A 13,739-nucleotide genomic window follows, 5' to 3' on the forward strand; every position below is an offset into this window, starting at 1 on the left:
CGCGCATTTTCGCGGCGGGCCCTCCCGCATGAGGCACGGCTCTCGGGCCCGGCCGTCAGGCCAGTTCGAGCGCCAGGTAGAAGTCCACCCGGTCCTCCAGCCGGGAGAGGTCACGGCCGGTCAGCTCCTCGATCCGGCCGATCCGGTAGCGCAGGGTGTTGACGTGGACGTGCAGCTGCGCGGCGCAGCGCGTCCAGGAGCCGTCCGAGCGCAGGAACGCCTCCAGGGTGCGGACCAGGTCCGCCTGGTGCTCGATGTCGTACGCGATCACCTTGTCCAGCAGCCGGCTGCGGAAGGCGCGGCGGACCTCGTCCGGGACGGCCGCCAGCAGCAGCACGTGCGAGGCCAGCTCCTCGGGGCCCGCCACGCAGACCCGGCCGACCCGGGCGGCGGCGATCCGGCGGGCGTGCCGGGCCTCCTCCAGGGCGCCGCGCAGGCCGCCGGCCTCGGAGGCGGGGGCGGAGACCCCGAGGGTGATCCGGCCCTCCGAGCCGAGGCCCGCCTCCAGCGGGGCGAGCAGTTCGCGCAGGGTCTCGGCGGGCACCGGTCCGTCCAGGGCGGGCAGCACCACGACGGCGCCGGAGCCGGCCCCGGCGACCAGCGCGCGGTCGGTGGTGCCGCCCAGCGCCTCCTCCAGGACCGCGCGCACCACGCCCTCGGGCAGGCCGGTGCCCTCGGCGCTGAGCACCAGCCAGGACCCGTCCTGGGCCTGGGCTTTGGGCTCGACACTCTCGTAGCGGGCGGCCATCGCCGAGGAGGCGTACAGGGTGCGGCTGATCTCGGCCGGGTCGGCGTCGCGCTGGAGCAGGGCCAGCACCTCGTCGGCGAGGCGGCGGCGCAGCCGGCGGCCCTCGTCGCGGCGGTGGCGCTCGGCGGCGACCAGCCGGGCCAGGTTCTCGGCGAGCTGCTGGCGCTTGGTGGTCCACTCGGTGACGTCGCCGGCCACCGCGAGCACCCAGTCGGCCAGCGGCGCCTGGTGGTCGGCCGACGCCGGGGCGGGCAGCAGCGAGTAGGAGCCGCCGGCCAGGCGGGCCCGGTGCGGGGGGCGGCGGCGCTGGCGCTGGGCGCCGAGGTGGGCCCGGACCAGCTGGTCGCGGTCCTCGGCCGGGAGGCGGTCGGCGGGGCCTGCGATCACCGCGCCGGTGGGGGTGAGCACCCAGCAGTCGAGGTCGAGGTCGCCGCCGAGCAGGTCCAGCACCGCGTCCAGGCCGCCGCCGCCGGCCGCCGAGACCAGCAGGCGGTGCCGGTCGACGAGGGCGGCGAGGTCGGCGGCGCGGTCGGCGGAGACCTGGCGGCCGATGAACTCGGTGACGGTGCCGAAGGCGATGTCGTCGGGGACGGCCAGCAGCGGCATCCGGTGCCGCCGGCAGGCCTCCACCAGGTCCTCGGGCACCGGGCCGACCTCGGCCTCGCCGGCCGCCAGGGCGACCGCGCCGCCGGCCACGATGGTCCGCACGAACCGCTCGGAATCGGCCGGGGCGGTGCGCCACAGCATGCCGGTGAGCACCAGCTCGCCGCCGTGCAGGTAGCGGCCGGGGTCGTGCAGGTCCGTGGTCATGACGCCGCTGACCTGCCGGTCCAGCTCGTCCTCGGCCGCGAGCAGGCGCAGTCGCGGGGCGCCGGGGGCGAGCAGGTCACGGACACGCATCCGCGGACTCCTAACGGGGGCTGAGGGTGGGATGGGGCTGAGGGGTGGGCCGAACGGGGAAGGCCCGGGCGTTCGGTCGGGGGTCACAGTGTGCCCGAACATCCGTACTTGTCGTCACGTCCGGGCGGGCGAGCGGATCACGGGCCCGTCGCTTGCGAATCACGGCCGGATTACGGTCGTAGGTAGCACCTGGTGAACACCTGGGCTGCGCATTCCTCTCCTTAGAGGAACGTACAGGATGCCGGGCGGGAGCACAGCCGGGGCTTCATGCCATCGGTGACTGCCTGTGGGCCCCGTCGCGGCGGTTCACTGGGCGACACGCCGCCGGACGCAGCCCGGTGACCGGGGCCCGACGCGGAGGCGACGAAGCGGTTGGTTGAGAGGTCCGAACACCGAGTTCCGGGCAGTGTGCCCACCCGTCCGGCAGGCGACGACTTGAGGAGACACCCGCATGGAGTTCCTTCGGCCCGCTACCTGGGACGAGGCACTCGCGGCGAAGGCCGAGTACCCGACCGCACTGCCCATCGCGGGCGGTACGGACGTCATGGTCGAGCTGAACTTCGACGTGCACCGGCCATCCGCGATTCTCGATCTGAACCGCATCACCGAGCTCACCCAGTGGTCGAACGACGGCGGCGTCGTCCGGCTCGGCGCCTCCGTCCCCTACTCCCGGATCATCGACGAGCTGTCCGGGCCGCTGCCCGGGCTGGCGCTGGCGGCCCACACCGTCGGCTCCCCGCAGATCCGCAACCGCGGCGGCGTCGGCGGCAACCTCGGCGCGGCCTCCCCGGCCGGCGACTCCCACCCGGCGCTGCTGGCGGCCGGCCGGGACGTCCTGGTCGAGGCCGCCTCCGTGCGCGGCACCCGGCTGATCCCGATCGACGACTTCTACGTCGGCGTGAAGCGCAACAGCCTGGACGCCGACGAGCTGATCCGGGCGGTGCACATCCCGGTGGCGGACGGCCCGCAGCAGTTCTCGAAGATCGGCACCCGCAACGCCATGGTGATCGCGGTCTGCGCCTTCGGCTTCGCCCTCCACCCGAAGAACGGCACCGTCGGCACCGGCATCGGCTCGGCCGCCCCCACGCCGCGCCGCGCCGTCGAGGCCGAGGAGTACCTGGCGGGCGTGCTCGCCGAGCGCGGCCTCTGGGAGTCCGGCGACCTGCTGGGCGCCGAGGTGGTCCAGCGCTTCGGCGAGCTGGTCAAGGCCGCCGCCTCGCCGATCGACGACGTCCGGGGCACCGCCGACTACCGCCGGCACGCGCTCGCCGTGATGGCCCGCCGCACCCTCACCTGGACCTGGAACGACTACGGCAAGCAGATCAGGAGCGCGGCATGAGGGTGACTTTCACCGCCAACGGCAAGCCGGTCGAGGCGGACGACGTCTGGGAGGGCGAGAGCCTCCTGTACGTGCTGCGCGAGCGGGTCGGCCTGCCGGGCTCGAAGAACGCCTGCGAGCAGGGCGAGTGCGGCTCCTGCACGGTCTACCTGGACGGCGTGCCGGTCTGCAGCTGTCTGGTCGCGGCCGGCCAGGTGCAGGACCGCGAGGTGCGCACGGTCGAGGGCCTGACCGGCGAGAACGGCGAACTGGGCCTCGTCCAGCAGGCGTTCATCGATGCCGGCGCCGTCCAGTGCGGCTTCTGCACCCCCGGCCTGCTGGTGCAGACCGACGCGCTGCTGGAGCGGGACGCCCAGCCGAGCGACAACGACATCCGCGAGGCGCTGTCGGGCAACCTCTGCCGCTGCACCGGCTACGAGAAGATCATGGACGCGGTGCGGCTGGCGTCCGCCCGCACGTGCGCCGGAAAGGCCGTGTCGCAATGACCACCCGCACCATCCAGGGCCAGAAGAACCTCCAGGACATCCGGCAGGCCAGCAAGGACGGCATCGGCGGCTCGCCGCTGCGCCCGGACGGCCACCTCAAGGTCAAGGGCGAGTTCGCCTACTCCTCCGACATGTGGCACGAGGACATGCTCTGGGGCATGGCGCTGCGCTCGCCGCACCCGCGCGCCACCATCCTGTCGGTGGACATCTCCGAGGCGCTCAAGGTGCCCGGCGTCTACGCCGTCCTCACCCACCAGGACATCCCCGGCGCGAAGTACTACGGGCTGGAGATCCAGGACCAGCCGGCCCTGGCCATCGACAAGGTCCGCTACCACGGCGAGGCGATCGCCCTGGTCGCGGCCGACCACCCGGAGACCGCCCGCCGCGCGGTGAAGAGGATCAAGGTCGAGTACGAGGTGCTCACCCCGATCGTCACCGAGGAGCAGTGCCTGGACCCCGCCACACACGGCTACGTGCACGAGCCGCACGAGTACAAGTCGCACGGGTACGGCAACATCTGCCACGAGCAGCGGCTGGTCTCCGGCCTCGGCGTCACCGACGAGGTCCGCGCGCTCGCGGACGTCGTCGTCAGCGGCGACTACGAGGTCGGCATGCAGGACCAGGCCTTCCTCGGCCCCGAGTCCGGCCTCGCGGTGCCCGCCGAGGACGGCGGCATCGACCTCTACATCGCCACCCAGTGGCTGCACGTCGACCGCCAGCAGATGGCCCCGGTGCTCGACCTGCCCGAGGAGAAGGTCCGGCTCACCCTGGCCGGCGTCGGCGGCGCCTTCGGCGGCCGCGAGGACCTGTCGATGCAGATCCACGCCTGCCTGCTGGCCCAGCACACCGGCAAGCCGGTCAAGATCGTCTACGCCCGCGACGAGTCCTTCTTCGGCCACGTGCACCGCCACCCCGCCAGGATGCACTACGAGCACGGCGCCACCCGCGACGGCAAGCTGGTCTTCGCCGACTGCCGGATCGTGCTGGACGGCGGCGCGTACGCCTCCGCCTCGCCCGCCGTGGTCGGCAACGCGGCCTCGCTCGGGCACGGCCCGTACGTGATCCCCAACGTGCGGATGCACGCCATCGCGCTCTACAGCAACAACCCGTCCTGCGGCGCCATGCGCGGCTTCGGCGCCGTCCAGGCCGCGTTCGGCTACGAGTCGCAGATGGACAAGCTGGCCGTCGAACTCGGCATGGACCCGGTCGAGTTGAGGCAGCTCAACGCCATGTCGGAGGGCGACCACATGCCCACCGGCCAGCAGATCGACTCGCCCGCCCCGGTCGCCGAACTGCTGCGGCGCGCCAAGGAGATGCCGCTGCCGCCGCCGCTGGACACCGATCACCCGGACGTGCGCCAGCTCCCCGGGGCACTGTCCAACACCTCGCACGGCGAGGGCATCGTGCGCGGCGTCGGCTACTCGGTCGGCATCAAGAACGTCGGCTTCTCCGAGGGCTTCGACGACTACTCCACCGCCCGGGTGCGCCTGGAGGTGATCGGCGGCGAGCCCGTCGCCATGGTCCACACCGCGATGGCGGAGGTCGGCCAGGGCGGCGTCACCGTGCACGCCCAGATCGCCCGCACCGAGCTGGGCGTCGAACTGGTCACCATCCACCCGGCCAACACCGAGGTCGGATCGGCCGGTTCGACCTCCGCCTCGCGCCAGACGTACATGACCGGCGGCGCCGTGAAGCTGGCCGCCGAGGCGGTCAGGCGGGCGCTGATCGAGAAGGGCCGCCGCCGCTACGGCTGGACCCACGGCGACATCACGCTGATCGCCGGGAAGGTCGTCTCGGAGAGCGCCGGCGTGCTGGTCCCCATGGTCGACCTGCTCGGCGACGAGGCCATCGACCTCACCCGCGAACACCACCACCGCCCGACCGTCCCCTTCGACAAGGAGACCGGGCAGGGCTTCGGCCACGTCCAGTACACCTTCTGCGCCAACCGCGCGGTGGTCGACGTGGACGTCGAACTGGGCCTGGTCAAGGTCGTCGAGCTCACCGCCGTCCAGGACGTCGGCAAGGCGCTCAACCCGCTCTCCGTCGTCGGCCAGATCCAGGGCGGCTGCACCCAGGCGCTCGGCCTCGCCGTGATGGAGGAGATCATCGTGCGGGACGGGAAGGTGCGCAACGCCTCCTTCACCGACTACCTGATCCCCACCATCCTCGACACCCCGCCGATCCCGGTGGAGATCCTCGAACTGCCCGACCCGCACGCCCCGTACGGGCTGCGCGGCGTCGGCGAGGCCCCGACCGTCTCGGCGACTCCGTCGATCGTGGCGGCCATCCGCAACGCCACCGGCCTGGCGCTCAACCGGATCCCGGTCCGGCCCGAGCACCTGACCACGGAGGCCCCCGGGGCCTGACGCCCCCGGAGCCCGCAAGCTCCCCCGGGCTTCAGGCCCCGGGGAGCAGGAGAACCTCCCCGGGGCGGCGACCGTCCTCCCCGCCGCCCCGGGGCCGCTCCACCGCGCCACCCCCACTCGCGTGCACCACCCACGGCACGCGACCGCACCATCCCGCTGCCTCTCCCACGCCGGGGTTCTGCAGCGGTGCGCACCACCCACGCACCGCAGGCACCGCCACAGTGCGCCCAGTGAGTCGAGCAGTCCCCCTGCGCCAACCTCGTTGACTGGCAGTCAGGTCGGCTCGCCCACCCCAACCCCCTTTGACACTTGGGAGTGGACATGACCCAGATCCCCACGGAACACAGCCCCACGGAACACAGCCCCACGGAACCCGGCTCCACCGAGGAGAGACCCGCCGAGGACGACACCGCCACGCCCGCTCCCGCCCCGGCCCCCGCGCCGAAGAACGCACTGGACGCGTACTTCAGGATCACGGCCCGGGGATCGACCTTCGGCAACGAGATCCGCGGCGGCCTCACCACCTTCATGGCGATGGCCTACATCGTCCTGCTCAACCCGATCATCCTGAGCGGCGCCGACGTCAACGGCCTCAAGCTGGACCACGCGCAGCTCACCACCGCGACCGCGCTCGCCGCCGCCGTCACCACGATCCTGATGGGCGTGGTCGGCAACGTCCCCCTGGCGGTCGCCGCCGGGCTCTCGGTCTCCGGCGTGATATCCGCGCTGGTGGTACCGCACACCACCTGGCCCCAGGCCATGGGCCTGTGCGTGATCTACGGCCTGCTGATCGTCCTGCTGGTCGTGTCCGGGCTCCGCGAGAAGATCATGAACGGCATCCCGCTGCCGCTCAAGCACGCCATCACCATCGGCATCGGCCTCTTCGTCTCGCTGATCGGCCTGGTCAAGGCCGGCTTCGTGCACACCGGCGGCCCCACGCCGCTCGCGCTCGGCCCCTTCGGCGAGCTGGCCGGCTGGCCCGTCCTGGTCTTCTGCCTCACCGTGCTGACGATCTTCGTCCTGCTGGCCCGCAACGTCCGCGGCGCGATCCTGATCGGCATCGCCGGCGGCACCGTGGTGGCCTTCGTCATCAACGCGGTCGCCGACCTCCCCGCGAAGACCTGGGTCAGCTCCGCCCCGGTGTGGCCGGGCAGCCCGGTCTCCGCGCCCGACTTCGGCCTCTTCGGCCACGTCGACCTCTTCGGTGCCTTCGGCAGCCACGGCCTGGGCGCCATCAGCGCCTCGGTCGCCGTCTTCACCCTGGTACTGGCCGGCTTCTTCGACGCGATGGCCACCATCATCGGCGTCGGCACCGAAGCCGGGCTGGCCGACAAGCAGGGCCGGATGCCCGGCCTCTCCAAGGCCCTGTTCATCGACGGGGCCGGCGGCGCCGTCGGCGGCCTGTCCGGCGCCTCCGGCCAGACCGTGTTCGTCGAGTCCGCCACCGGGGTCGGCGACGGCGCCCGCACCGGCCTCGCCTCGACCGTCACCGGCGGCGTGTTCGCGCTGATGCTGTTCTTCTCGCCGCTCGCCGCGATCGTCCCGACCGAGGTGGCCTCCGCCGCCCTCGTCGTGATCGGCTCGATGATGATGAGCCAGGCCCGGCACATCGACTGGTCCGACCGCGAGGTCGCCATCCCGGCCTTCCTCACCTGCACCCTGATGCCGTTCACCTACAGCATCACCGCCGGTGTCGCCGCGGGCGTCATCTCGTACACGGTCATCAAGGCGGGCACCGGCAAGTGGCGCGAGCCCGGCCCGCTGATGTGGATCCTCACCGGGGTCTTCGTGGTCTACTTCGCGCTCACCCCGATCAAGTCCTGGCTGGGCGTGCACTAGCCCCGCTCGGCCGCAGAGGACCTGGCCGCACCGCCGCCGTGCGGGAATCGTTTCCCGTACGGCGGCACCTCCCGTCTACCCTCGCTTGTGTAAGGAGCTCTCCGACATGCAGGACATCGCCGAGCAGTTGCAGGCCTGGCACGCGGCCGGGCGCTCCTTCGCCGTGGCCACCGTCGTCGGCGTCTCCGGCAGCGCGCCCCGCGACCCGGGGGCGGCCCTGGCCGTCGACGCGGCCGGCGAGGCGATCGGCAGCGTCTCCGGGGGCTGCGTCGAGGGCGCGGTCTACGAGCTGTGCCAGGCTGCCATCGAGTCCGGCGAACCCGTCCTGGAACGGTTCGGCTACAGCGACGAGGACGCCTTCGCCGTCGGCCTGACCTGCGGCGGCGTCCTCGACGTGTTCGTCCAGCCGATCCGGCCCGGGGCCGACGACGGACTCGACGCCGGCATCGCCTACATCGCCTCCGGCACCCCCGTCGCGCTCGCCCGGGTGATCGCCGGGCCCGGCGGACTCGTCGGCGCCACCGTCGCCGTCACCGCCGACACCCACCACGGCGCCCTCTCCCCCGCCCTCCCCCCCGCCCCCTCGACGGCCCAGCCGTCGCCCGCCGCCACCCTTCCGGCGACGCGCCCCGCGCGACACCTCGTGACCGCGCTCGAACGGGCGGTCGTCACCGAGGCCCGGGCCATGCTCGACGCCGGACGCACCGGCCGGATCGTGCTCGGCCTCGACGGACGCCCCTGCGACGACCGCGACCAGGGCACCGTCGCCTGCTTCGTCGAGTCCTACGTGCCCGCGCCGCGGATGCTCGTCTTCGGCGCCATCGACTTCGCCGCCGCCGTCGTCCGGATCGGCCGCTTCCTCGGCTACCGCGTCACCGTCTGCGACGCCCGGCCCGTCTTCGCCACGAAACGGCGCTTCCCCGAGGCCGACGAGGTCGTCGTCGACTGGCCGCACCGCTACCTCGACTCCCAGCTCGACCGGATCGACGGGCGCACCGTGCTCTGCGTGCTCACCCACGACGCCAAGTTCGACATCCCGCTGCTGGAACGCGCCCTGCGGCTGCCGGTCGGCTACGTCGGCGCGATGGGCTCGCGCCGCACCCACCGCGACCGCGAGGCGCGGCTGCGCGAGGTCGGGCTCACCGAGGCCGAGATCGGCCGGCTGCGCTCCCCCATCGGCCTCGACCTCGGCGCCCGCACCCCCGAGGAGACGGCGGTGTCCGTCGCCGCCGAGATCATCGCCCACCGGCGCGGCGGCAGCTGCCTGCCGCTCAACGCCGGGGACGGCCCGATCCACCACGAGGCACCGGCCACCCCCGAGGAGCCCCGGGCACGACGCACGCACCGGACGCACGCCGCCTGAGTCCGACGGTCAGTCGCTCAATCGCTCAGTCGCTCAGTCGCTCAGTGCCAGCTTCACGCCGAAGCCCACCACCACCGCGCCGGTCACCCGGTCCATCAGCCTCCGGGCGGCGGGGCGGCGCAGCCAGCCGCGCAGCGCCCGGGCGAAGCCGACCAGGACGGTCGACCACAGCACGCCCTCCACCACGTGGACGCAGGTGAGCGCCACCCCGGCGGCGAAGTGCGGGGCCCCGGCGGGGATGAACTGCGGCAGCACGGCCACGTAGAACACCCCGACCTTGGGGTTCAGCAGATTGGTCAGCGTTCCGCGCCGCCAGCCGTACCCGAAACCGCCCTCGGCCGGCTCCTCCTCGACCGCCGCCTCCCCGCCCCGGCTGCGCAGCATGCCGACGCCCATCCACACCAGGTACGCCGCCCCACCCCAGCGCAGCACCTCGTACGCCACCTGCGAGGCGGTCAGCAGCGCCGTCACCCCGGCCGAGGTGAGCGTCCCCCAGACCAGGGTCCCGGTCTGGATCCCCAGCACCACCCCCCACGCCTGACTCCGCCGCCCGAGCGCGGACGTCCGCAGCACCAGCGCGGTGTCGAGCCCGGGCGTGAGCGTGAGCAGCCCCACGACGAGGGCGAAGGACCACAGAGCCGTTGTCATCTCCATGGGCCTCGATGCTCTCACAGGCCCGGGGCCTCGTTCCTCACTCACCCTGGTCCACCGGTCCGGTGAGACCGGGCAGACCGCCCTCGGCGAGCCGGGCCGTGAAGGCCTCGCGCTTCCGGCGCCGCACCGCGTTCTCAAGGGCGGCGTCGTCCTGCCCGATACCGCGGGCCCGTGCGGCCCGCTCAGGTGATGTTGAGGCGGGCGGCCAGGCGGAGGAGGCCGGGGCTGAGGCGGGAGAGGAAGCGGGCGGCCTTGGCCTCCGGGGTGACGGGGACGACCGGCCTGCCGGTGCGGACGGCGGCGAGGATGGCGGTGGCGACCTTCTCCGGGGGGAAGCCGCGGCGGGCGTAGAGCCTGGCGGCGCGGGCCTGCTTGGCGGCCTGCTGGTCGGCGGTGGTCGCGGAGAAGGTGGAGGTGCGGGTGATGTTGGTGTTGACGATGCCCGGGCAGATGGTGGAGACGCCGATGCCGTGCCCGGCGAGTTCGGCGCGCAGGCAGTCCGAGAGCATGAACACCGCGGCCTTGCTGGTCGCGTACGCGGTGAGCGCCTTGGACGGCAGGTAGGCGGCGGCCGAGGAGACGTTGACCAGGTGACCGCCCCGGCCGCGGTCGGCCATCAGCGTGCCGAAGGCGCGGCAGCCGTGGATGACGCCCCAGAGGTTGACGTCCAGGACGCGCTGCCATTCCTTCTCGGTGGTCTGCAGGAACGTCCCGGAGTGGCCGATGCCGGCGTTGTTGACCACCACGTCGGGCACCCCGTGCTCCTCCGCGACCGCCTGTGCGAAGGCGTCCACCGCCGCGCCGTCGGCGACGTCCACCCGGTAGGCGTGCGCCTGCGGGCCGATCAGCGAGGCGAGTTCGGCGGTGCGCTCGGCGGCGGCGAGGTCGAGGTCGCAGACCACGACGCGGGCGCCGTCCTCGGCGAAGGCGAGCGCGGTGGCCCGGCCGATGCCGCTGCCGCCGCCGGTGACGACGACCAGCCGGCCGTCGCCCTGCTCCCGGGTCGGCTCTGCGCTTCCGCGTTCGATGCGGGTGGTGAACTCGCGGACCATCTCGGCCACGGTGGCTCCCTTCTCCAGCAGCGCCGACCAGTGGCCGGCGTGCAGCGTCCGTCGGGTCAGCTCGGGCACCCAGCGTTCCAGCCCCTCGGAGAGGAACGGGGCGACGTAGCGGTCCCGGGTGAGGGTGATCAGCTGGACCGGCACCCGCGTCGGCCGCTCGCGCGGACTGCGCAGCGTGGGGCGGAAGTTGGCCCGGTACAGCTCGATGCCGCGGACGGCGTCGCGGCGCAGGCCGGGCTGCGGGTGGTCGGGCCGCGGGGTGACCTGCTCCAGGTCGCGCAGCACCCGCGGCCAGGCCCGGGCCAGGCCCAGGCGCCACACGCCGGGGGCGAGGAAGGGCAGGTGGAAGGCGGTGATGTACCAGGAGTGCAGGCCCTGGTGGAGGAGTTGGCGCAGGTGGCGCGGGGTGGGCCGGCGCATCCGGTGGCGCAGCCAGTAGCCCATGTGGTCCAGGCAGGGGCCGGACATGGTGGTGTACGAGGCGATCCGCCGCTCGGAGCCGGGCTCGGTGACGGCCTCCCAGGACTGCAGCGAGCCCCAGTCGTGGGCGACCACGTGCACCGGGCGGTCGGGGCTGACGGCGTCGGCGACCGCGAACAGGTCGGCGGCCAGGTGCTCCAGCCGGTAGCCGTCCCGGGTGGCGGGCACTCCGGACCGGCCGGCGCCGCGCACGTCGTAGCGGACCACGTGGTGGTCGCGGGCGAGGTCGGCGGCGACGTCGTCCCAGACGGCATGGGTGTCCGGGTAGCCGTGCACCAGGAGGACGGTGGGGGCGGCCGGGTCGCCCTGTTCGAAGACGGCGAGCGGGAGGCCGTCGGAGTGCACGGTGCGGCGGCGCACGGGCGGGGCGGCCGGCGCCTTCGCGGCAGCTGCGGCGTCTGCTGCGTCCGGGGCGTCCGGGGCGTCCGGGGCGTCTGCGGCGGGGGTGGTCATCGGGCGGCCTCCAGGGCAACGTCGTGGGCGGCGTCCGCCGTCCAGCGGCGGACGTGCGGCAGGTCGTCGTCGAGCCAGTGGGCGTCGTCCTCGGTGACCACCAGCAGTTCCTCGAACTTGATGCCCACGCCGCGGAAGCCGATGTGCGGCTCGACCGCCCACAGGCCCGGGGTGGGCGCGTGCCGGGACGACCGGCCGTCCGCCCAGAGCGGTGAACGGCCGTGCAGGCGCTCGGAGATCAGTTCGCGTCCGAGGGTCTGCAGGGTGCGCACGCCGAAGCCGAGGACGTTGACCCCGGCCGGGCCGCGCACGGTGGTGCGGGTGACCTGGTGGCCGATCACCCGGCCCGGGTAGACCTGGTGGCGGTTGTCGTAGCCGTGCGCGGCGATCTGCGCGTCCACGGCCGCGTACACCTCGTTGAGCGGACGGCGGGCGCGCACCTCGGCGAGGATCAGCTCGCGGTACACCTGGAGGTCGGCGGCCAGGCGGTCCCAGACCCGGTTCTCGCCGACCTTGCCGCCGTAACCGATGTCGGCGGTGTAGCCGTCGACGATGGGCGCGCAGTCCAGGACGTACGGCATGCCCTCCTCCAGGCGGCGGTTGCCGGCGAAGAACTGGAGCGGGGTGTGGAAGTGCCGGAAGGCCGTGCGGTCGCCGAACCAGGCGAACGGGACGTGGAAGAAGTCCTGCACCCCGGCGGCGACCAGGCGGCGGCGCAGTTCGGCCGTGGCCTGGCGCTCGGTGACGCCCGGTTCGATCCAGGCGGCGACCTGTTCGGCGCAGTGGTAGGCGAGTTGCTGGGTCTCGCGGAAGCGGGCGAGGTCGCGCTCGTCGTAGGGGAAGGTCGGGGGGTTCGCCATCGGGGCTCCTTCTACAGGTCGAGCACGCTACAGGTCGAGCACCAGGGTCTCGCCCTCGGCGGCCCGGGAGACGCAGGGCAGCACGGCGCCGGCGGCACGCTGCTCGGGGGTGAGCCGGCGGTCCCGGTGCTCGGGCGTGCCGGCCAGCACGCGGACCTCGCAGGTGCCGCAGAAGCCCTGGTGGCAGGAGTACGGGAGATCGGGGCGGGCTTCGCGCAGCACGTCCAGGGCGGAGCGGTCGGCGGGGACGTCCAGCGCCGGGCCGTCGGTGCCCAGGCGCACGGCGAAGGGCTCGCCGCCGATGACCGGGGCGGCGCCGAAGCGCTCGAAGTGCAGGGCGGTGGAAGGGGATTCGTCCAGGGCGCGCTGCACGGCGGTGAGCATCGGGGCCGGGCCGCAGCAGTAGACGGCGGCGCCGCGCGGGGCGTGCGCGAGCAGGTCGGCGCCGGTCGGCACGCCGTGCTCGTCGTCGGTGCGCAGCACCACCCGGCTCGGGTCGAGAGCGCGCAGCTCGTCCGCGTACGGGAGGGTGTCGGCGCTGCGGCCGACGTGCACCAGGCGCCAGTCCAGGCCGTGCCGCCGCGCCTCGCGGGCCATCGGGAGCAGTGGAGTGATGCCGATGCCGCCGGCGAGCAGCAGGACGGCGGGCTCGGCGCAGAAGGCGAAGCCGTTGCGCGGGCGGCGGGCGGTGAGGCGGCTGCCGGGGTGCAGGGTGTCGTGGATCTCGACGGAGCCGCCGCCGCCCTCGGGCAGTCGCCGTATGGCGATCCGGTAGGCGGCACGGTCGGCGGGGTCGCCGCAGAGCGAGTAGTGGCGTTCGCGGCCGGAGGGCAGGGCGAGGCGCAGGTGGGCGCCGGGCTGCCAGCCGGGGAGCGGGCCGCCGGAGAGGTCGGTGAGCCGCAATTCGACGACGTCGGCGGCGAGTTGGCGGCGGGCGGCGACGACCAGCTGGAGCGGCGGGGTGGGGCGGCTGAGCGGGCGGCGGGGGTTGCGACGCAGCAGGGGGCTACCGAGGGCCGGGGTGTAGCGGTCGCCGAAGGCGGTGAGCCGGCGCATGAACGCGTCGGCGCGGGGGCGGCCGTAGAGGTCGGGGGGCGGGTTGAGCAGGTCCATCCGGCGGTCCTTGGCGTCTGGGAGGGGGCGCGAGCGACGGGTGACAGGTTTCGGATTTCAAAGTTCAGATAACAGATA

The 13,739-nt window shown here is 73.7% G+C and carries 10 protein-coding genes; 5 read left to right on the top strand and 5 right to left on the bottom strand.

Translation table 11 applies throughout. The annotated features are described in order from the left end of the window. Positions 1-55 precede the first annotated feature (55 nt). On the bottom strand, positions 56-1,648 hold the full coding sequence (locus ACIQVZ_RS33180; RefSeq protein ID WP_402455102.1) for a PucR family transcriptional regulator: 1,593 nt from the start codon (positions 1,646-1,648) through the stop codon (positions 56-58). A gap of 451 nt (positions 1,649-2,099) precedes the next feature. Here ACIQVZ_RS33180 and ACIQVZ_RS33185 point away from each other — a divergent pair, with 451 nt between their 5' ends. The 5 genes from ACIQVZ_RS33185 (at position 2,100) to ACIQVZ_RS33205 (ending at position 9,040) form a co-directional block, all read left to right on the top strand. Next, the gene (locus ACIQVZ_RS33185) at positions 2,100-2,987 is read left to right on the top strand and encodes an FAD binding domain-containing protein (protein WP_402455105.1); all 888 of its coding nucleotides are present in this window, start codon (positions 2,100-2,102) and stop codon (positions 2,985-2,987) included. Further along, complete coding sequence (locus ACIQVZ_RS33190; RefSeq protein WP_350875362.1) at positions 2,984-3,472, top strand: (2Fe-2S)-binding protein; 489 nt, start codon at positions 2,984-2,986, stop codon at positions 3,470-3,472. Before ACIQVZ_RS33185 ends, ACIQVZ_RS33190 begins: the two co-directional genes overlap by 4 nt. Further along, positions 3,469-5,838 (top strand): xanthine dehydrogenase subunit D, encoded by a 2,370-nt coding sequence (pucD, locus tag ACIQVZ_RS33195; RefSeq protein WP_350875360.1) that lies wholly within the window; start codon positions 3,469-3,471, stop codon positions 5,836-5,838. Before ACIQVZ_RS33190 ends, pucD begins: the two co-directional genes overlap by 4 nt. Positions 5,839-6,159: 321 nt before the next feature. After that, on the top strand, positions 6,160-7,677 hold the full coding sequence (locus ACIQVZ_RS33200; protein ID WP_402455109.1) for an NCS2 family permease: 1,518 nt from the start codon (positions 6,160-6,162) through the stop codon (positions 7,675-7,677). Between the two features lie 106 nt (positions 7,678-7,783). Further along, entirely contained in the window at positions 7,784-9,040 is a 1,257-nt protein-coding gene (locus tag ACIQVZ_RS33205; protein ID WP_402455112.1) for an XdhC family protein, read from the top strand. A gap of 33 nt (positions 9,041-9,073) precedes the next feature. Here ACIQVZ_RS33205 and ACIQVZ_RS33210 read toward each other — a convergent pair whose 3' ends face one another. The 4 genes from ACIQVZ_RS33210 to ACIQVZ_RS33225 all read right to left on the bottom strand — a co-directional run bounded on the left by ACIQVZ_RS33210 (position 9,074) and on the right by ACIQVZ_RS33225 (position 13,661). Then, positions 9,074-9,694, bottom strand: a complete 621-nt coding sequence (locus ACIQVZ_RS33210) for a LysE family translocator (protein ID WP_402455114.1) — start codon at positions 9,692-9,694, stop codon at positions 9,074-9,076. 182 nt (positions 9,695-9,876) lie between these two features. After that, positions 9,877-11,688 carry an SDR family oxidoreductase gene (locus ACIQVZ_RS33215; protein WP_402455116.1) on the bottom strand — a complete coding sequence of 604 codons (1,812 nt, stop codon included), beginning with the start codon at positions 11,686-11,688 and terminating at the stop codon, positions 9,877-9,879. Further along, positions 11,685-12,548: a M24 family metallopeptidase gene (locus tag ACIQVZ_RS33220; RefSeq protein WP_387814612.1), complete on the bottom strand. Its 864-nt coding sequence runs from the start codon at positions 12,546-12,548 to the stop codon at positions 11,685-11,687. Before ACIQVZ_RS33220 ends, ACIQVZ_RS33215 begins: the two co-directional genes overlap by 4 nt. Before the next feature lie 27 nt (positions 12,549-12,575). Beyond that, on the bottom strand, positions 12,576-13,661 hold the full coding sequence (locus tag ACIQVZ_RS33225) for a PDR/VanB family oxidoreductase (RefSeq protein WP_402455118.1): 1,086 nt from the start codon (positions 13,659-13,661) through the stop codon (positions 12,576-12,578). Positions 13,662-13,739 lie beyond the last annotated feature (78 nt).

Source organism: Kitasatospora sp. NPDC098663 (assembly GCF_044760075.1).
Taxonomy (GTDB): Bacteria; Actinomycetota; Actinomycetes; order Streptomycetales; family Streptomycetaceae; genus Kitasatospora.